General features: G+C 70.9%; 19 protein-coding genes. 16 read left to right on the plus strand and 3 right to left on the minus strand.

All coding sequences use genetic code 11. The features are described from left to right. Positions 1-10 precede the first annotated feature (10 nt). From JJ685_RS20090 to miaB, 10 genes are all read left to right on the plus strand, one after another. Entirely contained in the window at positions 11-1,159 is a 1,149-nt protein-coding gene (locus tag JJ685_RS20090) for an ABC transporter substrate-binding protein (RefSeq protein WP_201676109.1), read from the plus strand. A gap of 20 nt (positions 1,160-1,179) precedes the next feature. Then, positions 1,180-2,055, plus strand: a complete 876-nt coding sequence (locus JJ685_RS20095; protein ID WP_201676110.1) for a branched-chain amino acid ABC transporter permease — start codon at positions 1,180-1,182, stop codon at positions 2,053-2,055. Then, positions 2,052-2,987 (plus strand): branched-chain amino acid ABC transporter permease, encoded by a 936-nt coding sequence (locus tag JJ685_RS20100; protein ID WP_201676111.1) that lies wholly within the window; start codon positions 2,052-2,054, stop codon positions 2,985-2,987. The genes JJ685_RS20095 and JJ685_RS20100 overlap by 4 nt, the downstream gene beginning before the upstream one ends. Beyond that, a complete protein-coding gene (locus JJ685_RS20105; protein WP_201676112.1) occupies positions 2,984-3,745 on the plus strand; it encodes an ABC transporter ATP-binding protein in 762 nt (253 codons plus the stop codon). Before JJ685_RS20100 ends, JJ685_RS20105 begins: the two co-directional genes overlap by 4 nt. 89 nt (positions 3,746-3,834) lie before the next feature. Next, a complete protein-coding gene (locus JJ685_RS20110) occupies positions 3,835-4,536 on the plus strand; it encodes an ABC transporter ATP-binding protein (protein ID WP_201676247.1) in 702 nt (233 codons plus the stop codon). Between the two features lie 38 nt (positions 4,537-4,574). Next, positions 4,575-6,629, plus strand: coding sequence for a phenylacetic acid degradation bifunctional protein PaaZ (paaZ, locus tag JJ685_RS20115; RefSeq protein WP_201676113.1), 2,055 nt, complete (start codon positions 4,575-4,577; stop codon positions 6,627-6,629). Positions 6,630-6,666: 37 nt separating this feature from the next. After that, the gene (locus tag JJ685_RS20120) at positions 6,667-7,503 is read left to right on the plus strand and encodes a helix-turn-helix transcriptional regulator (RefSeq protein ID WP_201676114.1); all 837 of its coding nucleotides are present in this window, start codon (positions 6,667-6,669) and stop codon (positions 7,501-7,503) included. A 230-nt stretch (positions 7,504-7,733) separates the two neighbouring features. Then, positions 7,734-8,675, plus strand: coding sequence for a hypothetical protein (locus tag JJ685_RS20125; RefSeq protein ID WP_201676115.1), 942 nt, complete (start codon positions 7,734-7,736; stop codon positions 8,673-8,675). A gap of 151 nt (positions 8,676-8,826) precedes the next feature. Next, complete coding sequence (locus JJ685_RS20130) at positions 8,827-9,237, plus strand: hypothetical protein (RefSeq protein WP_201676116.1); 411 nt, start codon at positions 8,827-8,829, stop codon at positions 9,235-9,237. An 8-nt stretch (positions 9,238-9,245) separates the two neighbouring features. Next, positions 9,246-10,583 carry a tRNA (N6-isopentenyl adenosine(37)-C2)-methylthiotransferase MiaB gene (gene miaB / locus JJ685_RS20135; RefSeq protein WP_201676117.1) on the plus strand — a complete coding sequence of 446 codons (1,338 nt, stop codon included), beginning with the start codon at positions 9,246-9,248 and terminating at the stop codon, positions 10,581-10,583. Between the two features lie 4 nt (positions 10,584-10,587). Here miaB and JJ685_RS20140 read toward each other — a convergent pair whose 3' ends face one another. After that, positions 10,588-11,547 carry a tripartite tricarboxylate transporter substrate binding protein gene (locus tag JJ685_RS20140; RefSeq protein ID WP_201676118.1) on the minus strand — a complete coding sequence of 320 codons (960 nt, stop codon included), beginning with the start codon at positions 11,545-11,547 and terminating at the stop codon, positions 10,588-10,590. A gap of 10 nt (positions 11,548-11,557) precedes the next feature. Continuing rightward, on the minus strand, positions 11,558-12,748 hold the full coding sequence (locus JJ685_RS20145) for a M20 aminoacylase family protein (RefSeq protein ID WP_201676119.1): 1,191 nt from the start codon (positions 12,746-12,748) through the stop codon (positions 11,558-11,560). Positions 12,749-12,873: 125 nt separating this feature from the next. Between JJ685_RS20145 and JJ685_RS20150 the strand changes: the two genes are divergently transcribed. Continuing rightward, positions 12,874-13,830 carry a glycoside hydrolase family 108 protein gene (locus JJ685_RS20150; RefSeq protein ID WP_201676120.1) on the plus strand — a complete coding sequence of 319 codons (957 nt, stop codon included), beginning with the start codon at positions 12,874-12,876 and terminating at the stop codon, positions 13,828-13,830. Between the two features lie 118 nt (positions 13,831-13,948). Here JJ685_RS20150 and ffh read toward each other — a convergent pair whose 3' ends face one another. Continuing rightward, entirely contained in the window at positions 13,949-15,313 is a 1,365-nt protein-coding gene (gene ffh, locus JJ685_RS20155) for a signal recognition particle protein (protein ID WP_201676121.1), read from the minus strand. A 63-nt stretch (positions 15,314-15,376) separates the two neighbouring features. Here ffh and JJ685_RS20160 point away from each other — a divergent pair, with 63 nt between their 5' ends. The 5 genes from JJ685_RS20160 to ampD all read left to right on the plus strand — a co-directional run bounded on the left by JJ685_RS20160 (position 15,377) and on the right by ampD (position 20,238). Continuing rightward, a complete protein-coding gene (locus JJ685_RS20160) occupies positions 15,377-16,177 on the plus strand; it encodes a cytochrome C assembly family protein (RefSeq protein ID WP_201676122.1) in 801 nt (266 codons plus the stop codon). Next, complete coding sequence (locus JJ685_RS20165) at positions 16,174-16,407, plus strand: PP0621 family protein (protein WP_201676123.1); 234 nt, start codon at positions 16,174-16,176, stop codon at positions 16,405-16,407. The genes JJ685_RS20160 and JJ685_RS20165 overlap by 4 nt, the downstream gene beginning before the upstream one ends. 93 nt (positions 16,408-16,500) lie before the next feature. Then, positions 16,501-18,210: a sensor histidine kinase gene (locus tag JJ685_RS20170; protein WP_201676124.1), complete on the plus strand. Its 1,710-nt coding sequence runs from the start codon at positions 16,501-16,503 to the stop codon at positions 18,208-18,210. Further along, the gene (locus JJ685_RS20175) at positions 18,210-19,667 is read left to right on the plus strand and encodes a sigma-54-dependent transcriptional regulator (protein ID WP_201676125.1); all 1,458 of its coding nucleotides are present in this window, start codon (positions 18,210-18,212) and stop codon (positions 19,665-19,667) included. Before JJ685_RS20170 ends, JJ685_RS20175 begins: the two co-directional genes overlap by 1 nt. Then, complete coding sequence (gene ampD / locus JJ685_RS20180) at positions 19,651-20,238, plus strand: 1,6-anhydro-N-acetylmuramyl-L-alanine amidase AmpD (RefSeq protein WP_201676126.1); 588 nt, start codon at positions 19,651-19,653, stop codon at positions 20,236-20,238. Before JJ685_RS20175 ends, ampD begins: the two co-directional genes overlap by 17 nt. Positions 20,239-20,338: the final 100 nt, after the last annotated feature.

Below are 20,338 nucleotides of genomic sequence, written 5' to 3' on the forward strand. Positions count from 1 at the left end.
GGAGACTTCCATGAACAAACGCCACCTGCTGCAGGCGGCGGCGGCCCTGCTGCTGTCCGCCACCCTGCCCGCCGTCGCCCAGGCCAGCGACATCCGCATCGGCGCCGTGCTGTCCGTCACCGGGCCCGCGGCCTTCCTCGGCGACCCCGAGCTGAAGACGCTGCAGATGTACGTGGAGAGGATCAATGCCGCCGGCGGCGTGCAGGGCCGCAAGCTGGCCCTGGTGCACTACGACGACGCCAGCGACGCGAACAAGGCCAACGGCTTCGGCAAGCGGCTGATCGAGTCGGACCAGGTCGACCTGATCATCGGAGGCACGACCACCGGCGCCACCATGGCGATGGCGCCCCTGGTGGAGAAGGCGGGCGTCCCGTTCATCTCGCTGGCCGGCGCCGTCGCGGTCGTCGAGCCGGTGAAGCGCTGGGTATTCAAGACGCCGCACACCGACCGCATGGCGGCGGAAAAGATCTTCGCCGACATGAAGAAGCGCGGCTTGTCCAAGGTGGCGCTGCTGTCCGAAACCAGCGGATTCGGCCAGTCGGGCCGCAAGGAGACGCAGGCCGTGGCCCAGAAGATGGGCATCGAGCTGGTCGCCGACGAGACCTACGGCGCCAGGGACGCCGACATGACGGCGCAGCTCACGAAGATCAAGGCCGTGCCCGGCGTGCAGGCGGTGCTCGTCTTCGGACTGGGCCAGGGCCCCGCCGTCGTGACGCGGAACTACGCGCAACTGGGCATCAAGCTGCCGCTGTACCAGTCGCACGGCGTCGCTTCCGAGGAATTCATCAAGCTGGCGGGCAAGGCCGCCGAGGGCGCGCGCCTGCCGGCGGCTTCGCTGCTGGTCGCGGACACCCTGCCGGCGAACGATCCGCAGAAGCCGGTCGTGACCGGCTATGCCAAGGCCTACAAGGAGAAGTACAAGGAGGACGTGTCCACCTTCGGCGGCCATGCCCTGGATGCGCTGATGCTCTCCGTGGAGGCGATCCGCAAGGCGGGCGGCACCGACAAGGCCAAGGTGCGCGATGCGCTCGAGGCCACCCGCGGCTTCGTGGGCACCGGCGGCGTGGTCAACATGAGCGCCGCCGACCACATGGGCCTGGACCTTTCCGCCTTCCGGATGCTGGAGATCCGCAACGGCGACTGGCAACTGGTGAACTGAGCCACGACGCCGGGGGTTCCATGCTCGCCCAACTGCTGCAATTCGTGTTTTCCGGGCTCACGGTCGGCGCCACCTACGCGCTGGCCGCGCTCGGGTTCGCGCTGATCTACAACGCCAGCGGCGTCATCAACTTCGCCCAGGGCGAGTTCATCATGCTGGGCGGCATGGGGGCCGTGCTGCTGTCGGCGCAGGGCGTGCCCCTGCCGCTGGCGGTGGCCATCGCGGTAGCGGCCGCCGCGCTGGCCGGCCTGCTCGTCCAGCGCTTCGCGATCCAGCCCGCCGGCAATGCGGAAGTCGTGTCGCTGATCATCATCACGATCGGCGCTTCGCTGTTCATCCGGGGCCTCGTGCAGGTGACCGTCGGCAAGGGGTCCTACGCGCTGCCTTCCTTCAGCGGCGACGCGCCGATCGCGGTGCTGGGCGCCACGCTGCTGCCGCAGAGCGTGTGGGTGCTGGGCGTGAGCCTGGCCATCGTGCTGGCGCTGGCCTGGTTCTTCACCCGCACCCTGCAGGGCAAGGCCATGCTGGCCAGCTCCTGCAACAAGCTGGCCGCGCAACTCGTGGGGGTGCCGGTGCGCCGCGTCCTGCTGGCGAGCTTCGGGCTGTCCGCCGCGCTGGGCGCCCTGGGCGGCATCCTGGTCGCGCCCATCACCAACACCTCGGCCGACGTCGGCATCATGCTGGGCCTGAAGGGCTTCGTGGCCGCCACGCTGGGCGGCCTGGGCAGCGGCCTCGGTGCCGTGCTGGGCGGGCTGCTCCTCGGGCTGGTGGAAGCGCTCACGGCAGGCTACGTGTCGTCCGCCTACAAGGACGCCGTTCCCTTCGTGCTGATCCTGCTGGTGCTGTTCTTCCTGCCGCGCGGCCTGTTCGGCGCCCGGGTGACGGAGCGAGTATGAGCCGCGGGAACAAGGGACTCGCCGCACTCGCGGCGCTGCTGCTGCTGCTGCCGCTGGTCCTCACCAACAGCTACCAGTACGACGTCGCGATCCGGATCGCGCTCAACGCGATCGCCGTGATCGCCCTCAACCTGCTGATCGGGTACACGGGGCAGATCAGCCTCGGCCACGCCGGCTTCCTGGGCATCGGCGCCTACGCCAGCGGCGTCCTGACGGCGCAATTCGGCTGGCCTCCGCTGCTGGCCCTGCCCGCCGGGGCACTCGCCGCCGGCCTGCTGGCGTTCGCGCTGGCCCGCCCGATCCTAAAACTCAAGGGCCACTACCTGGCCATGGCGACGCTGGGCCTCGGCATCATCATCGCCATCGTCCTCACGAACGAGGCGCGCTACACCGGCGGCCCGGACGGCTTCGCGGTGCCGGCGCTCGGGGTGGCGGGCCTGGAGCTCGCGGGCGAGAAGGCCTGGTACGCGCTGGTGGCCGGCCTCCTGCTGCTGGTCACCTGGCTCGCGTGCAACCTGATCGACTCGCCCGCCGGCCGCGCGCTGCAGGCGATCCACGGGTCGGAGATCGCCGCCCAGGTCGCGGGCGTCATGACCACCCGCGTGAAGGTGCGCATCTTCGTCGTGTCGGCGGTGGTGGCCAGCATCGTCGGCAGCCTGACGGCGCACTACGTGGCGTTCGTGACACCGGGACTCGCCGGCTTCTTCCACTCCATCGAGCTCGTCACGATGGTCGTGGTCGGCGGCATGGCTTCCGTGTTCGGCTCCATCGTCGGCGCGGCGATCCTCACCGTGCTGCCGCAGCTGCTGTCCACGTTCGAAGGCTGGGAAACCGTGGTCTTCGGGGCCATCCTGATGGGCACGATGATCTTCCTGCCGCGCGGCATCGTCCCCACCCTCGCGGCGCGGCTGCGCAAGGGAGCGGCGCGATGACGCAACTGCGTGTGAAAGGACTCTCCCGGTCCTTCGGCGGCCTCAAGGCGGTCGACGACGTCGACTTCACCGTGGCCAAGGGCAGCGTCCATGCGGTCATCGGGCCGAACGGGGCGGGCAAGACGACGCTGTTCAACCTGGTCACCGGGATCTGCACGCCCTCCGCGGGCAGCATCACCTTCGACGGCGTGGAGGTGTCCGGCCGCGCGCCCTTCGAGCTGGCGAGGCTGGGCATGAGCCGCACGTTCCAGAACCTGCAGGTCTGCATGAACATGTCCGCCGTCGAGAACGTGATGGTCGGCGCCCACCTGCACCTGGCGCAGGGCCTGCTCGCGAGCATCCTGCACCTGCCGCGCCTGCGCAGGGCCGACGCCGACTGCCGCCGCCGGTGCCTGGAGCTCATGGAACTCGTGGGCCTGGGGAACTGGCTGGGCGCGCATGCCAGCGAGATGCCGTACGGCGCGCTGAAGCGGCTGGAGATCGCGCGGGCGCTCGCGAGCCGCCCCGGGATGGTCCTGCTGGACGAGCCGGCCGCCGGCCTCAACGACACGGAAACCCGCGAGATGGAGGCCCTGGTCCGGCAGATCTCCGACAGCGGCGTGACGGTGGTGCTGGTGGAGCATGACATGAAGCTGGTGATGAACCTGTCCGACCACGTCCTGGTGCTGGATCACGGCCGCAAGCTGGCCGAAGGCACGCCGGCGCAGGTGCGCGCGAATCCGGAGGTGATCGCGGCCTACCTCGGAGAACCCGCATGAGCCTGGCGATCCGAGCCCCCCTGCAGCACCTTCCTTCTTCCGGAATGGCGCCACCCGTTTCGAGCGTGGCGGGCCCGGCGGGCCTGCCCCTGCTCGAAGTCCGCGGCCTCACAAGCCACTACGGCCGCATCCAGGCGCTCAAGGGCGTGGACCTGCTGGTGCGCCCCGGCCAGCTGGTCGCCATCGTCGGCGCGAACGGGGCGGGCAAGACGACGCTGCTGCGCACCCTCTCGGGCGTGCAGCCCGCGAGCGGCGGCGACGTCCTCTACGGCGGCCGCAGCATCGTCGCGAGTTCGCCCGAGGCGCGGGTGCGCGCCGGCATGTCGCAGGTGCCGGAGGGTCGGCAGGTCTTCGCTCCGCTTTCCGTGGAGGACAACCTGCGGCTGGGCGGCTACACGCGCACGCGGCAGGAGATCGCCTCCGGGCTGCAGCGCGCCTGGGAACTCTTTCCCGTGCTGCACGAAAAGCGCGCGCTGCCCGCGGGCACGCTCTCGGGCGGCCAGCAGCAGATGCTGGCCATGGCGCGCGCCCTGATGGCGCAACCCAGGTTGCTGCTGCTCGACGAACCGAGCATGGGACTGGCGCCGCTGCTGATCGTCGAGATCTTCCGCATCATCCGCGCCCTGGTCGACCAGGGGATGACCATCCTCCTCGTGGAGCAGAACGCCCACGCCGCGCTGTCCATCGCGGACGCCGGCTACGTGCTCGAGACCGGGCGGGTGAGCCTGTCCGGGACCGGCGCGGAGTTGCTCGACGACGAAAACGTCCGGCGCGCCTACCTGGGCATGTGAGCCAGCGTCCCTTTCAACCCTTTTCCCCGAACCCCACCATGACCGAAGCTCCCACTCTGCAAAGCCTGATCGCCGGCCGCTGGCTCGGCGCGGAACCCGCTGCCCCCCTCTCCAGCGCCATCGACGGGCGCACCGTCTGCCACACCCACGCCGAGCGGATCGATTTCGCCGAAGCGGTGCACCATGCCCGGGCCAGAGGCCTCACGGAACTGCTGAAACTGGATTTCCAGGCGCGTGCCGCGCGCCTCAAGGCGATCGCCGCCTTCCTCCTGGAGAACAAGGAGAAGCTGTACGAGATCTCGCGCCACACGGGCGCGACGCGCGGCGACAGCTGGATCGACATCGAGGGCGGCGCCGGCACCCTGTACGCGTACGCCAGCATGGGCGCCGGCGAGCTGCCCTCGGGCAACCTGATCCACGAGGGCCCCGCCATTTCGCTCGGCAAGCAGGGGCGCTTTGCCGGCACGCACGTGCTGGTGCCGCGCGGCGGCGTGGCCGTTCACATCAACGCCTTCAACTTTCCCGTCTGGGGCCTGCTGGAGAAGTTCGCGCCCAGTTTCCTCGCGGGCATGCCCTGCATCGCGAAGCCGGCGACTTCCACCAGCTACCTCACGGAAGCCGCGGTCCGCCTGCTGCACGAAAGCGGCCTGCTGCCGGAGGGCAGCCTGCAACTGGTGATCGGCGGCACCGGCGACCTGCTGGAGCGCCTCGACACGCAGGATGTGGTCACCTTCACCGGCTCGGCGGATACCGCGGCGAAGCTGCGCGTCCATCCCAACCTGGTGGCGCGCTCGGTGCCTTTCAACGCCGAAGCGGACAGCCTGAATTGCGCGATCCTGGCGGACGACGTCTCTCCCGACGACGAGGAGTTCGACCTGTTCGTGCGCGAGGTCGTGCGCGAGATGACCGTCAAGGCCGGCCAGAAGTGCACGGCCATCCGGCGCGCGCTGGTGCCGCGCCGGCACCTCGATGCCGTGGCGGAACGCCTGGCGCAGCGGCTCGCCAGGGTGGTGGTCGGCGACCCGGCGGTGGAGGGCGTGAAGATGGGCGCGCTGGCGTCGCGGGCGCAGCAGGCCGACGTCGCCGAGCGCGTCGCGCAGCTCGCGCGCGGCAGCGAGATCGTCTTCGGGGACCGCGGCTCCTTCCAGCCGGTCGGGGAAGGCGTGAAGGGCGGTGCCTTCTTCGCCCCCACCCTGCTGCTGCGCCGCGATGCAGGGGACGCGGCCGTGCACGACGTGGAAGCCTTCGGGCCGGTCAGCACGCTGCTGCCCTACGAGGACCTGGACCACGCCGTGGACCTGGCCGCGCGCGGCAAGGGCAGCCTGGTCACCACGCTGGCGACGCGCGATCCGGCCGTCGCCGCCCGGGTCGTCCCGGCCCTGGCGCGCTGGCATGGCCGGGTCCACATCCTGGACCGGGAGGCCGCGACGGAGTCCACCGGCCATGGCTCTCCGCTGCCCGCGTTGAAGCACGGCGGACCCGGCCGCGCGGGCGGCGGCGAGGAACTGGGCGGAATTCGCGCCGTCAAGCACTACCTGCAGCGCGCCGCGGTGCAGGGATCCCCCACCATGCTCACCGCAGTGACCCAGGAGTACGTGCGCGGTGCGCAGGTGCGCGAAGAGACCGTGCATCCGTTCCGCAAGCACTTCGAGGATCTGGCGATCGGCGATTCGCTGCTGACCCACCGCCGCACGGTGACAGAGGCGGACATCGTGGCCTTCGGCGGCCTGTCGGGCGACTACTTCTACATGCACTTCGACGAGATCGCCGCGAAGGAGAGCCCCTTCGGCAAGCGCATCGCGCACGGCTACTTCGTCCTCTCCGCGGCGGCCGGCCTGTTCGTGTCGCCCGGCAAGGGCCCCGTGCTGGCGAACTATGGCCTGGACACCCTGCGCTTCGTGAAGCCGGTGGGAATCGGCGACACCATCCAGGCGCGCCTGACCTGCAAGCGCAAGATCGACCGGCCGGCGAAGAAGGGACAGGAGCCGCAGGGCGTGGTCGCCTGGGACGTGCAGGTGACGAACCAGGACGGCGAGCTGGTGGCCAGCTACGACATCCTCACGCTGGTGTCCAAGCTGCCTGCGAAGCCCTGAGCGGCGCGACGGCGCCATCCTCTCGAGGAAGCACGAGATGCAGAGGCAACCCGTGGATGCCCAGGGCTTGTTCCTGCTGCAGGCGGACCTGCGGGACCGCCTGCTGCGCCGCGGACGGCTTTCGTCCGAGGAGCGGGGGCTCGCGGCGGAAATGCTGCTGTACCTCGACGACCTGCCCGGGTGCTGGGCGGTCTGTGCGGACTGGTTGCTCGCCCGGACCGCGGCGGACCGGGTCGACGCCGGCTTCGCGACCGCGGCCGATCCGGTGTACGTGCCGCGCCTGGAGCGCAGGCAGCGCGACGGGGAATTGCCGTCCGTGCTGGGCGCCCGCTTCGACGCCAGGCAGGAAGCGATCCGCGCCGTCTGGGCGGCGCCGCGCGCCGTCGTCTACCAGGACGCCGCCAACGAGCCGCGCATCCAGGGCGAGGTGCGCAGCCTCCTGCTCGCGGCGCAAACGCGCAGCAAGATCGCGGTCGCCATCCGGGATCGCGGACGGGATCTCGGCCTGCTGTGCATGGACAGCGGCAGGGCGTTCGCCTGGGACGCCCGGGCCTGCGAGGGCATGGACCGGGTGGCGCGCGAAGTGATGGCGCCCGTCCTCTCGGCCGCACTGGAGCTCGAGCAAGGCAGGACCGAGGTCCCGGCTGCGCCAGCCGCGCCGGCCCGCCTGCCGGGTCTCACCGTGGCCGAAACGCGGGTCGCGCAACTGGTGCTGGCCGGCTGCAGCTACAAGGAGATCGCGCGCAAGCTCGATCGCTCGTGCTCCACGATCGACCACCAGTTGCGCAGCATCCGGGCGAAGCTGGGCGTGAATTCCACGGCCAAGCTGGTGCGCGAGTTGAACCTGCACGCGGCCAGGCTCCAGGCGGCCTGAGCGCCGCCACGCCCCTCCCGCGTGGCCACAACAAACAATTACATTCCTGCCATCGGCTCGACACGGGCTGCGTCCGTGCAGAAATACCGCGCGGCGTCGCCCATCGGCATCGACTTTCTTGGACGGCGCTGACTGCGCGCCCCACGCGACAAACGCGTTTGCTATGCTGCGCCCTCGGTTCTTCAAGCCTGAAGAATCACCCGGCCCTCCCTTCCTCTCCCACCTGCCCGATGTCCGCTCCGCCCGTAGTTCGCATGGTGTGCGCCAGCCATTGGCGCCGCGAGGGCTCCGCCGTCGAAGCACTGCTGCGGCTGCAGCCGGCCCTGCTGCAGCAGGGCCTGACCAATGGCGCACGCACCGCGCTGCTGTCCTCCCAGGACTGGCTGGTCCAGTGGCACGAAGGCGCAGCCGGGGCGGTGACGGCGCAGCGCGACATGGTGCAGGCCGAACTCGGGCTCGACGCCCCGCGGCTGCTGCACGGCAGCGTCGGCCCGGGCACCTTGTCGGAGCCGGTGCAGATCGCCTCGCTGCAGGTCGTGGAGCAGGCCGCCGACGTGGCCCGCCGGCTGCAGTTCCTCGAGCGCCAGCACGAACAGGGCTGGGACGCCGGGCCGGCCGAGGTCTGGCAGGCGCTCTGCGCGCCGTGCCAGCTCGGGAACTGGAAGCCCGCGCTGGTGGGCCGGCGCGAAGTGGTCGCCGTCGCCTCCGAGGACAACGACGCCGAGGACCTGCTGCGCAGCCTGGCCGCCCGCTCCGGCGCCCGCGTCGTCTACCAGCGCTATGCCGGCAGCGACGTGCAGCGCCGCGACCTGGGCGCCGCCTACATGGACCTGGAGCATGCGGACTCCGCGACCACGCGCGTGCAGGCGCTCTCGCGCCGCGCGCTGGCCTCGGGGATCGAGTTGCTCGGGCTGCGCCAGCTCGATCGGCTGGTCGTCCTGCTCAATCCCCAGACGCTGGGCCAGCCCGGGCTGCTGGACGAAATCGCCCGCCTGATCGGGCGGCTGCCGCTGCGGCCGCTGGTGCACCTGGTGTCGCCCTGCGCCGCGACGCGCGCCTGGGGCATGCAGGCCCTGCGCGGCGGCGTGGGCCTGCCGGTGGTGCCGCTCGCCGCGCCGCACACCGGCCAGGGCGCCGTGCAGGCGGTGGCCGACCTGCTCGCCTCCCACTGAGCCGCCGCGGCCGGCCGCGGCGGCCGGAGCCCCATGGGATAATTCCTCCCTCCACCGCGCGCACTCGCTTCCGCGCAACAGCGCGCGTTGACACGCCGGGCCTTGCCCCCGCAAAGTCGCCCTCAGCCCCCACAGCCCCTGGATCTAAACCATGCCCCGCTGGACCCGAACCGCCCTCCTCGGCCTGTCGCTGGCCGCCGCCGCGGTGTGCGCGCAGACCGTCGTGCGCGAAGCCCCCAAGGACGTCAAGCCCGCCATCATCGCCGTGAGCGCGACGCCGCCCGTGATCACCGTCGACGGCAAGGAAGACCGCCTTTCGCCCGGCGCGCGCTTGCGCGACCGCAACAACATGCTGGTCCTGTCCGGCGCGCTCGCGGGCCAGACCCTCTACACGGTCTACCGCCGCGACGGCGCCGGCCTCGTGCACGAGGTGTGGCTCCTCGACGAGAAGGAGTACGCGAAGGTGGGCGGCAAGTACGCCGGCACGCCCGACGGCATCCGGCGCTTCGCCGAGCTGCTGGACCTGGTCTGGGCCGCCCGGGCCGTGACGCTGCTGCGCTGAGGTCCGCCATGAAGAAGGTGTACATCAAGACCTTCGGCTGCCAGATGAACGAGTACGACTCGGACAAGATGGCGGACGTGATGAACGCGGCGCAGGGCTACGAGCCCACGCAGGACCCGGAGCAGGCCGACCTGATCCTGTTCAACACCTGCTCGGTGCGCGAGAAGGCGCAGGAGAAGGTGTTCTCCGACCTCGGGCGCGTGAAGCACCTGAAGAAGAAGGGCGTGCTGATCGGCGTCGGCGGCTGCGTGGCCTCGCAGGAAGGCGCCGCCATCATCGAGCGCGCGCCCTATGTCGACGTGGTGTTCGGGCCGCAGACCCTGCACCGCCTGCCGCAGCTGCTGACCGAGCGCGAGCGCCAGCAGCGCCCGCAGGTGGACATCAGCTTCCCGGAGATCGAGAAGTTCGACAACCTGCCGCCCGCGCGGGTGGAAGGCGCGTCGGCCTTCGTCTCCATCATGGAGGGCTGCTCCAAGTACTGCAGCTACTGCGTGGTGCCCTACACGCGCGGCGAAGAGGTGTCGCGGCCCTTCGAGGACGTGCTGACCGAGATCGCCGGCCTCGCCGACCAGGGCGTCCGGGAAGTGACGCTGCTCGGGCAGAACGTCAACGCCTACCGCGGGAAGATGGGCGACACGAGCGAGATCGCCGACTTCGCCCTGCTGATCGAGTACGTGGCGGAGATCCCCGGCATCGAGCGCATCCGCTACACGACCAGCCATCCGAACGAGTTCACCCAGCGCCTGGTCGACGTCTACGGCAAGGTGCCGCAGCTCGTGAGCCACCTGCACCTGCCGGTGCAGCATGGCAGCGACCGGATCCTGATGGCGATGAAGCGCGGCTACACCGCCATGGAGTACAAGAGCACGATCCGCAAGCTGCGCGCCGTGCGGCCGCAGATCTCGCTGTCCTCCGACTTCATCGTGGGCTTCCCGGGCGAGACCGAGCAGGACTTCGCCCGGCTGATGAAGCTGGTGGAGGACGTCGGCTACGACGCGAGCTTCTCCTTCATCTTCAGCCCGCGGCCCGGCACGCCGGCCTCGAACCTGCACGACGATACGCCGCACGAGGTGAAGCTCAAGCGCCTGCAGCACCTGCAGGCGGTGCTGGAGGAGAACGTGCGCCGCATCAGCGCCAGCCGGGTGGGCACGGTCCAGCGCATCCTGGTCGAGGGCCCTTCGCGCAAGGACCCGAACGAGCTGATGGGGCGCACGGAGTGCAACCGCATCGTCAACTTCGCGGGCCCGCAGCGGCTGACGGGGCGGATGGTGGACGTGGCGATCACGCAGGCGCTGCCGCATTCGTTGCGCGGCGAGGTGGTGGTCGACGCGTCGGTGACCGCCTGAACGGTCACTCGATCCGCGCCCCGGACGCCTTCACCAGCACCCCGGCCTGCTCGTAGTCCGAGCGCAGCAGCGCCTGGAATTCGTCGGACGACATCGTGCCGGGCTCCACGCCCAGGTTCGCCAGCCGCTCCTGCACCGCGGGCAGTGCCAGCACCTTCTGCATGGCGGCGTTGATCTTCTCCACCTCCGCCTTCGGCAGCGACGCCGGCGCGAGCAGGCCGATCCAGGAATCGAACCTGTAGCCCGCGACGCCGGCCTCGGCGACGGTGGGCAGCTCCGGCATGAACTTCGAGCGCTGCGCGCCGGTGTACGCCAGGATCTTGATGCGGGGGTCCTGCTTGAAGCCCATCACGCCGATCAGGGAGGAGGCCACGCCCTGCACCCGTCCGGCGAGCACCTCGTTGACCGCATCGCCGGTGGACTTCATGGGCACGTGCTGCATGTCGAGCCCGGCGCGCGACAGGAAATAGGCCATGCCGAGATGGGTCGCGCTGCCGTTGCCGGCCGAGGCGTAGTTCAGCCTGCCGGGCTGCGCCTTGACCAGCTTCACGTAGTCGGCCAGCGAGTTCACGCCCAGGTTGCCCGGCGCCGCGATCACGTAGCCGGTGTTGCCGACGTAGGCCACGCCCACGAAGTCCTTCACCGGGTCGTAGGGCAGCTTGCTGTAGAGATGGCCCGCCAGCGTGTGGCTTGCGGCGGCCAGCACGAGCGTGTTGTTGTCGCTGGCCTTGGCGGCCTGCGCGGTCCCGACCGTTCCGCCGGCGCCCGGCCGGTTCTCGACGATCACCGACGCACCGAGCTGCTGCCCGAGTTCGGCGTTGAAGGTGCGGGCGATCGTGTCCTGCACCGCGCCGGGGCCGAAGGGCACCACGATCCGGACCACGCGCTGCGCGAAGGCGGGCGTGGCCGCGGCGGCGGCGAGAACGAGCGCCAGCGCGGCGCTGCGGAAGGGGCGGAACTGCATCGGGGACTCCTCAGGGTTGGGCGAGCCACTTCTGCGCCAGCCGCACGAAATAGCTGGCGCCGATCGGGATGATCTCGTCGTTGAAGTCGAACGAGGTGTTGTGGATGATGCAAGGCCCGGGGCCGTGCTCGGGCAGGCGGTGGCCGCCGTCGCCGTTGCCGATGAAGGCATAGCAGCCCGGTCGCACGTTCAGCATGTGGGCGAAATCCTCGGCCGCCATCACGGCCGGGAACCGGTCGTCCACGCGCTGCGCGCCGACGATCTCGCGCATCACCTCGGCGGCGAAGCGCGCCTCGCGTTCGTGATTGACCACCGGCGGCGAGGCCCGGCGGAAGCTCACCTCGGCCCGGCAGCCGTGCGCGGCGGCAATGCCTTCGGCCAGGCGCCGGATGCCGGCCTCGATGCGGTCGGTGGCCTCGGTGGAGAAGGTGCGCACGGTGCCGCCCACCCAGGCCTCGTCCGGGATCACGTTGGGCGCGCCCGAGCCCTGGACCTGCGTCACCGCCAGCAGCGCCCGCTCGGTCGAAGGGATCGTCCTGGCCACCAGGGCCTGCAGCTGCTGCCCGAGGTCGAGCACGGCCGCCACGGGATCGATGCCCGTGTGCGGCTGCGAGGCATGCGTGCCGCGGCCGTGCAAGGTCACCCGCCAGGTATTGCTCGAGGCCATGAGCGGACCCGGATTCAGCGCGAAGCTGCCGGTGGGTACCGCGAAGTTGTGCAGCGCGAACACGGCCTCGCACGGGAAGCGTTCGAACAGGCCCTCCTGCACCATCTTCAGCGCGCCCGCCTTGCCCATCTCCTCGGCCGGCTGGAAGATGAAGTGGACCGTGCCGTCGAAGTCGCGCGCCTGCGCGAGGTGCCAGGCCGCGGCCAGCAGCATGGTCGTGTGGCCGTCGTGCCCGCACGCGTGCATGCGGCCGTCGTGGCGGGAGCGGTGCGCGAAGCGGTTCTCTTCCTGCAGCGGCAGCGCGTCGAGGTCGGCGCGCAGGCCGACGGTGCGCCGGCCGCTGCCGTTGCGCAGCACGCCGACCACGCCGGTGCCGGCGATGCCGGTGTGCACCTCGACGCCCCACTCGCGCAGCCGCTCGGCCACGAGGTTCGACGTGCGATGCTCCTCGAAGCCGAGCTCCGGGTGCATGTGGATGTCGCGGCGCAGGGCCACGAAGCGGGCGATGTCGGCGAAGCTGTCGACGAGGTTCAAGGGGTCCTCCGCGTGGGGAAGCGAGTATAGGGGCCGTCCGTGCGCTCGGCAGTGCCTACGTTTGGTTGCCCGGTCGCGCGTAGGGCCGGCGCATACTCCGCGCGCCTTTTCGAAGGAGCTGCGCCATGCCCGACTACCAGCAGGCCCGCGACACGCTCGGTGCCGCGCTCTCCGTGGCCGAGGAGAACAGCCCGGAGTGGATCAAGCTGAAGGCCGCGATCGCCGCCCTGGACGCCGCGGCCGATGCGGAGTCCCGGGCCGCCTTCGGCACCGCCTCGCTGCGGCTGGAGGACGCGGCCGCCAAGCTGGAGACCATCGTCGCCGGACTGCAGTCCCACCCGGCCTGGCAGTTGCTGGAACGCTCGCGCTTCGCGCTGAACCAGATCAATGCCCTGCACGACGGCGTCGATCACCTGCTCTCCGGGGAGCCGGCGAGCGCCTTGCCGGGCATGGACGACACCAACCGGGCCAGCTTTCCCTCCCCCGCCGAGCCGATCGTGCCGCCAATGCGCGAGTTGTCCCGCCCCATCAACGGACACGACGGCGCGCAGGCGGGCCCGGCCAGCGTGCAGCGCATGGTCGCCGACATCCTGCGGCGCGAAGGCGGCTACGTGAACCACCCGAACGACCGCGGCGGCCCGACCAAGTTCGGCATCACGCTGCGCACGCTGGCCAACTGGCGCCAGCGCGGCGTCGACGCGGAGGACGTGCGCAACCTGGGCGTACAGGAAGCCGAGAAGATCTACCTCGCCAACTACTTCACCGGCCCCCGGATCAACCGGCTGCCGGAGCGGCTCCAGCCCGTGATGTTCGACATGAGCATCAACCACGGCCCCGCCACCGCGGTCAAGCTGCTGCAGCGCACCCTGACCGAGGCGGGCTTCCCCTGCGTGGTGGACGGCGGCATCGGCGACCAGACGATAGGCGCCGCACGGCAGGCGGACCAGGCCCTGGGCCCGGAGCTCGTGAACCGCCTGGTGGAGAGCCGCCTGGCGCTGTACCACCGCATCGCCCAGGGCGACCGCAGCCAGCGCGTCTTCCTGGCCGGCTGGACCAAGCGAGCCAACGAATTCCGGGCCTGAAAGGACGGCAAGAACACTTCAGCGACGCGCTCCGCCCCCTCTCCCCCTCGGGGGAGAGGGTTGGGGAGAGGGGGTTCCTGTGACGCCCGGAAGCCCAGGATGCCTTTCTAGCCGGAGGCTAGAAAGGCATCTTGGGCATCCCTTTCCCCCCACCCATGCGCTTCATCAGCTTCATCAGCCCGCCGCCCTTCATCTTCTTCATCATCGTCTGCATCTGCTCGAACTCGTTGAGCAGGCGGTTGACTTCCTGCACCTGGACGCCGGCGCCGGCGGCGATGCGGCGCTTGCGGGTCGCCTTGATGATCTCGGGCTTGCGGCGCTCCGCCGCGGTCATGGAGCAGATGATCCCCTCCTTGCGGCGGATGTCGCGCTCGGCCTTCTCCATGTCGACGTGGCCGGCCTTGGCCTGCACCTGCGCCGGCATCTTGTCCATCAGCGTGGACAGGCCGCCCATCTGCTTCATCTGCTGCAGCTGGGCCAGGAAGTCGTTCAGGTCGAAGCCCTCGCCGCTCTTGACCTTGGCGGCGAGCTTCTGCGCGGCCTCGATGTCGACGCCGGCCTGCACCTGCTCCACCAGCGCCACGATGTCGCCCATGCCGAGGATGCGGCCCGCGTGGCGCTCGGCGTCGAACACCTCCAGGCCGTCGATCTTCTCGCTGACACCGGCGAACTTGATCGGCGCGCCCGTGACCTGGCGCACCGACAGCGCCGCGCCGCCGCGCGAGTCGCCATCGAGCTTGGTCAGGACGATGCCGGTGAGCGGCAGCGCCTCCTTGAAGGCCTTGGCCGTGTTGACCGCGTCCTGGCCCTGCATGGCGTCCACCACGAACAGGGTCTCCACCGGCTTCACCGCCGCGTGCAGTTCCTTGATCTCGCGCATCATGGCCTCGTCGATCGCGAGGCGGCCGGCGGTGTCGACCAGCAGCACGTCGAAATACTGCCGGCGGGCGTGATCGAGCGCGGCCCGGGCGATGTCCACCGGCTTCTGGTCCGGCGAGCTCGGGAACCACTCGGCGCCAGCCTGCTTCGTCACCGTCTTGAGCTGCTCGATGGCGGCCGGCCGGTAGACGTCGCCGGAGACCGTGAGCACCTTCTTCTTGCGCTTCTCGATCAGGTGCTTGGCCAGCTTGGCGGTGGTGGTCGTCTTGCCCGCGCCCTGCAGGCCCGCCATCAGGATCACGGCGGGCGGCTGGGTGGCGAGATTGATGTCCGCCACGCCCTGGCCCATGGTGGCCACGAGTTCGCGGTGGACGATGCCGACCAGGGCCTGGCCCGGGTTCAGGGAACCCACGACCTCCTGGCCCAGCGCCTTCTCCTTGACGCGCGCGACGAAGTCGCGCACGACGGGCAGCGCCACGTCGGCTTCCAGCAGCGCCATGCGCACTTCGCGCAGCATCTCCTGGACGTTTTCTTCGGTGATGCGGGCCTGGCCGCGCATCTGCTTGACCAGGCGGGAAAGTTTTTCGGAGAGTGCGGAGGCCATGGGGTGTGGTGGTTGCGCGCCGCGTGACCGGTCCGCGGGGAACGGAAGGGCTAAACTTGTCCCATGATTCTATCCAGCGCGTCCCCGGCCAGCCTGGCCCTGAGCGTCGCCACGGCCGCGGCCTATGCGTTGCCGGCCGCCGGCCACTCCCGGCTGAGCGAAGTCGCCGCACGGCGGGCGCTGCTGGCCGCCTGGCTGCTGCACGGCCTGACCCTCGGCTGGGGCCTGCTGGGAGAGTCGCCGCGCTTCGGTTTCGCGCCGGCCGTGTCCATGACGGCCTGGCTCGTGCTGACGGTCTACGCCGTGGAAAAGCAGATGTTTCCGCAACTGCAGGCCCGCTGGGCGCTGGCGGCGCTGGGCTCGGCGGCGGTGCTGCTGGCCCTGGTCTTCCCCGGCTCGCCCCTGCACGTCACCACCTCGCCGTGGCTGCCGCTGCATTGGGCCCTGGGCATCGCGGCCTACGGCCTGTTCGCCGCCTCCGTGGTCCACGCCTGGCTGATGCAGCGCGCCGAATACACCATGCGCCATGCGGCCGAACCGGAGGCCGGCCTCCCGCTGCTGACCCTGGAACGCCTCACCTTCCGCTTCGCCACCGCCGGTTTCGTGCTGCTGTCGGCGACGCTGCTGGCCGGCGTGTTCTTTTCCGAGGTGCTGTACGGCCGCGCCTGGCGCTGGGACCACAAGACGATCTTCTCCATGCTGGCCTGGATCGCCTTCGCGCTGCTGTTGCTGGGGCGGGCCCGCTTCGGCTGGCGCGGGCGCAAGGCGGTGCGCGTGATCTACGTCGGCTCCCTGCTGCTGCTGCTGGCCTACGTCGGTTCCCGCTTCGTGCTCGAAGTCCTGCTCCGGAAGCCCGACGCATGAAGTACCTGCTGCTGTTCGCGGTGCTGTTCGTCGCCTACATGCTGTGGCGCAACGCCCGCGTGACCGACGAGCGGGAAACCCGCTCCCGGCGCCCGCCCCCGCCCGCCGACCCGCAGGAGATGGTGAGCTGCCCGGTGTGCGGGCTGCACCTGCCGCGCTCCGAGGCGGTGCCGGGCCAGCGCGGCATCCTCTACTGCAGCAACGAGCACCGGCTGCGCGCCGACGGCTGACATGAGCCCCCACGGTCGCTCACTTCGTGTAACTCCCTGCCCCCCGCGGGGGCCATCAGCGCCCTTCGGGCGGCCGGGCGGGCGCTGAAAGCGATGGTCACGGCGTACTCTTCCGGCCATTCCACCTGGACCTGGGACGCGCCGGTGGTCGCCCGGCCGCCCGGCGTGTCCGCCTTCGAACGCCTGTGGCGCGGCTTCATGTCGGCGCGCATCGGCATCGCGATCGTGCTGCTGTTCGTGCTGGCCGGGATCGCGCTCGCCGGCATCGCCCCGGTCTTTCCCTGGCAGTTCGCCCTCTGCAGCGCCTACCTCGCGGCCTCGCTGGCGGTGCGCCTGTTCATGAAGCCGGTGCCGCCGGGCCGCACCTTCGATCCGCAGTGGGTCTCCACCATCGGCATCGACCTGCTTGCGTTCTCGCTGCTGCACTTCCTGCAGGTCGCCAACCTCAGCTTTTCGCCGCTGTTCGCGGTGCCGGTGCTGACCGCCTCCGTGCTCGGCTCCTTGCTGCTGGCGCTGGGCACGGCCGCCGCCGTCACGCTGCTGCTGCTGGTCGACGCCTCGCTGCAGGCGCTGGAACCCGAGCACACCGCCCGCCTGGTGCAGGCGGCGCTCACCGGCGGCGGCTATTTCGTGGTGGCGCTGCTGGCCAACGAACTCGCGATGCGGCTCGCGCGCGAGGAGGAGGCGGCGCGCCGCAGCCTGTCGGCCGCCCGCACCCAGGCGCACGTCAACGAACTGGTGATCGAGACGCTGGGCGACGGCCTGCTGGTGGTCGGCATGGACTGGCGCATCCACGCCGCAAACCCCTCCGCCCGCCAGCTGCTCGGTTGGCAGGCGCCGGAAGCGCCGGCCTCGCTGGCGCTGGTGTCGCGCCCCGGCTGGCGGCCGCTGGCCGCGATCGCCCAGCGCACCTTCGACACCATGGACCCGCAGAGCGCCGAACTGGCGCTCGAACTCACGCCGGGCGAGCGCCTGCACCTGCGCGTGCGCACCCGGCCCACCTCCGCGCAGGACCCCTACAGCGAAACCCTCTGCGTGATGTTCCTGCAGGACCTGCGCGAGGCCGAGGCGCAGGTGCGCACCGAGAAGCTGGCCGCCATGGGCCGCATGTCGGCCGCCGTGGCCCACGAGATCCGCAACCCGCTCGCCGCCATCGCCCAGGCCAACGCGCTGCTGGCCGAGGAACTGTCCGACGCGGGACAGCGGCAACTGAGCGACATGGTGGGCAAGAACGCGCACCGGCTGTCGCAGATCGTCGAGGAGATCCTCAACCTCGTCCGCGTCCCGCAGCAGCCGGTGGCGGACTGGCTGGAACTGGACCAGTCGGTGGGGGGCTTCGTCGGCGAATGGGAACGGCAGGCGCAGGCCGGGGCGCGGATGCGCCTGCTGCTAAATTCGGGCACGGCCTGGGTCACCTTCGACGGCGAGCACCTGCGGCGCGTGCTGGTCAACCTCCTGGACAACGCGCTGCGCTACGCCTCGGCCGCGCCCGCGGCCATCGTGGTGGCCACGGTCATGGGTTCGACCAAGGCGCGGCTGCAGGTCTGGAGCGACGGCGCGCCGCTCGACGCGAGCGTGCAGCGGCACCTGTTCGAGCCCTTCTTCTCCTCCGAGAGCCGCTCCAGCGGCCTGGGCCTCTTCATCTGCCGCGAACTGTGCCAGCGCCACGGCGCCACGGTCGCCTACACGCGCGGCCGCGCCCCCGACGGCAGCGGCCGCGAGGGCAACGCCTTCACCGTGACATTCCGCACGCGCGCGAGCATGGTGCCCGGAGGCGCGCCGTTTGACACAATAGGAGCCTGATGCCCCCGCCCGCAGCCGTTCCCCGCGTGCTCGTCGTCGACGACGAACCGGACCTTCGCACCCTCTACGAACTGACGCTGCTGCGCGAAGGCTACCGCGTGGACGCCGCGGGAACCCTGGAGGAGGGCTGGACGCTGCTGGCGCAGCAGCGCTTCGACGCCGTGATCACCGACATGCGGCTGCCCGACGGCCTCGGGCTGGAGCTGCTGCATCGCATGGCGGCGCAGCAGCGGCCCGAGCGCTGCATCGTGATGACGGCCTACGGGTCCGCCGAGAACGCCGTGGAGGCGCTCAAGGCCGGCGCCTTCGACTACCTGACCAAGCCGGTGGACCTGAAGCAGTTCCGCGCGGTGGTGGCCGCCGCGATCGAGGAAAGCGGCGTGCCCGAGCGCCAGCGCAGCTCGGGCGCCCCGCGCGCGCACGGCGCCGGCGAGCAGCGCGCCAGCGGCGCGGGCGCGCTGGCGCGGCTGGTGGGCGAGTCGGCGCCGATGCGGCAGGTGAAGGAACGGGTGGGCAAGGTGGCGCGCAGCATGGCCCCCGTGCTGGTGCGCGGCGAGTCCGGCACCGGCAAGGAGCTGGTGGCGCGCGCCATCCACGCGTGCAGCCACCGCGCCGACGGCCCCTTCGTCGCGGTCAACTGCAGCGCCATCCCCGAGACCCTGCTGGAGGCGGAATTCTTCGGCGCCAGGAAGGGCTCCTACACCGGCGCCACCGCCGACCGCGAGGGCTTCTTCCAGGCGGCGCGCGGCGGCACGCTGTTCCTCGACGAGATCGGCGACCTGCCGCTGCCCATGCAGTCCAAGCTGCTGCGCGCCATCCAGGAGCGCAGCGTGCGCGCCATCGGCTCCACGCAGGAGGAGGCGGTGGACGTGCGCATCGTCAGCGCCACCCACAAGGACCTCGCCGCCGACGTGCAGGCCGGCCGCTTCAGGCAGGACCTGTTCTACCGCCTCAACGTGATCGAGATCCTGGTGCCGCCGCTGCGCGAGCGGCGCGAGGACCTGCCGACGCTGTGCACCGCGCTGCTGTCCCGCATCGCGCAGGAGACCGGGATGCCCGCGCCGCAGCTGTCGCCGCAGGTGCTGGCGCAGCTGCAGGCGCATCCGCTGCCCGGCAACGTGCGCGAGCTGGAGAACCTGCTGCACCGCGCGCTGGCGCTGAGCGACGGCTCGGAGCTGCAGGTCGACCTCACGCCTTCGGCGTCGGCGCCGGCACCGGCGCCCTCGCCCACCGAAGCGCCCGCTGCCGCGGCCGCGGAACGCGTGCCCAGCGACCTGCAGGCCTACCTGGACCAGCAGGAGCGCGAGATCCTGATGAAGGCGCTGCGCGAAACCAACTTCAACCGCACCGCCGCAGCGCAGCGCCTGGGCCTGAGCCTGCGCCAGATCCGCTACCGCATCGCCCGCCTGGCCATCGCGACGCCGGGCAGCGAAGAGCCCGATGACAACGGCACCTGAGCCGGCCGACGCGCTCTGGGCGCAGGGCTGGTACCGCTTCGCCCACCAAGTGGCGTCGCCCAACTTCGGGCCGCGGCCCGAAGGCAGCGCGATCGACCTGATCGTGCTGCACTCGATCAGCCTGCCGCCCGGGGTGTACGGCGGCGACGAGGTGGAGCGCCTGTTCACCAACCGGCTGGACTGGGATGCGCATCCCTATTTCCAGCAGATCCGCGGCGCCGAGGTGTCGGCGCACTTCTTCATCCGCCGCGACGGCGCGCTGCTGCAGTTCGTGAGCTGCGACGCGCGGGCCTGGCATGCCGGTGCCTCGAGCTGGCGCGGGCGCGCCAACTGCAACGACGATTCGATCGGCATCGAGCTGGAAGGCCTGGAGGGCGAGACCTTCGAGGACGCGCAGTACGAAGCGCTGGCCGCGCTGTGCGCCGCGATCGCGCAGCACTATCCGGTGCGCCACGTCGCCGGCCACGAGCACATCGCGCCGGGGCGCAAGAAGGATCCGGGTCCGGGCTTCGAGTGGGCCCTGCTGAAGCGCGACCTCGGCTGGCCGCAAGACTGGTTCCCCACCGCGTGAGCCGGCGAGAAACGAAGCCTCCGCGCAACAGTTCCCGCATTTCGCTTCCGGATGAACGCTCGCGCACACCGCCGGTGGTGTCGCGCACCGGACTCCTCCG

Source organism: Ramlibacter monticola (assembly GCF_016722785.1).
Taxonomy (GTDB): domain Bacteria; phylum Pseudomonadota; class Gammaproteobacteria; order Burkholderiales; family Burkholderiaceae_C; genus Ramlibacter; species Ramlibacter monticola.

What these genes read in the sequence shown, in the direction of transcription:
- JJ685_RS20100 (WP_201676111.1), top strand. Translation starts at nt 2,052, where the DNA reads ATGAGCCGCGGGAACAAGGGACTCGCCGCACTCGCGGCGCTGCTGCTG.
- JJ685_RS20105 (WP_201676112.1), top strand. Translation starts at nt 2,984, where the DNA reads ATGACGCAACTGCGTGTGAAAGGACTCTCCCGGTCCTTCGGCGGCCTC.
- JJ685_RS20120 (WP_201676114.1), top strand. Translation starts at nt 6,667, where the DNA reads ATGCAGAGGCAACCCGTGGATGCCCAGGGCTTGTTCCTGCTGCAGGCG.
- miaB (WP_201676117.1), top strand. Translation starts at nt 9,246, where the DNA reads ATGAAGAAGGTGTACATCAAGACCTTCGGCTGCCAGATGAACGAGTAC.
- JJ685_RS20165 (WP_201676123.1), top strand. Translation starts at nt 16,174, where the DNA reads ATGAAGTACCTGCTGCTGTTCGCGGTGCTGTTCGTCGCCTACATGCTG.
- JJ685_RS20160 (WP_201676122.1), top strand. Translation starts at nt 15,377, where the DNA reads ATGATTCTATCCAGCGCGTCCCCGGCCAGCCTGGCCCTGAGCGTCGCC.
- paaZ (WP_201676113.1), top strand. Translation starts at nt 4,575, where the DNA reads ATGACCGAAGCTCCCACTCTGCAAAGCCTGATCGCCGGCCGCTGGCTC.
- JJ685_RS20095 (WP_201676110.1), top strand. Translation starts at nt 1,180, where the DNA reads ATGCTCGCCCAACTGCTGCAATTCGTGTTTTCCGGGCTCACGGTCGGC.
- JJ685_RS20130 (WP_201676116.1), top strand. Translation starts at nt 8,827, where the DNA reads ATGCCCCGCTGGACCCGAACCGCCCTCCTCGGCCTGTCGCTGGCCGCC.
- JJ685_RS20125 (WP_201676115.1), top strand. Translation starts at nt 7,734, where the DNA reads ATGTCCGCTCCGCCCGTAGTTCGCATGGTGTGCGCCAGCCATTGGCGC.
- JJ685_RS20150 (WP_201676120.1), top strand. Translation starts at nt 12,874, where the DNA reads ATGCCCGACTACCAGCAGGCCCGCGACACGCTCGGTGCCGCGCTCTCC.
- ffh (WP_201676121.1), bottom strand. Translation starts at nt 15,313, where the DNA reads ATGGCCTCCGCACTCTCCGAAAAACTTTCCCGCCTGGTCAAGCAGATG.
- JJ685_RS20170 (WP_201676124.1), top strand. Translation starts at nt 16,501, where the DNA reads ATGGTCACGGCGTACTCTTCCGGCCATTCCACCTGGACCTGGGACGCG.
- JJ685_RS20090 (WP_201676109.1), top strand. Translation starts at nt 11, where the DNA reads ATGAACAAACGCCACCTGCTGCAGGCGGCGGCGGCCCTGCTGCTGTCC.
- JJ685_RS20140 (WP_201676118.1), bottom strand. Translation starts at nt 11,547, where the DNA reads ATGCAGTTCCGCCCCTTCCGCAGCGCCGCGCTGGCGCTCGTTCTCGCC.
- JJ685_RS20175 (WP_201676125.1), top strand. Translation starts at nt 18,210, where the DNA reads ATGCCCCCGCCCGCAGCCGTTCCCCGCGTGCTCGTCGTCGACGACGAA.
- ampD (WP_201676126.1), top strand. Translation starts at nt 19,651, where the DNA reads ATGACAACGGCACCTGAGCCGGCCGACGCGCTCTGGGCGCAGGGCTGG.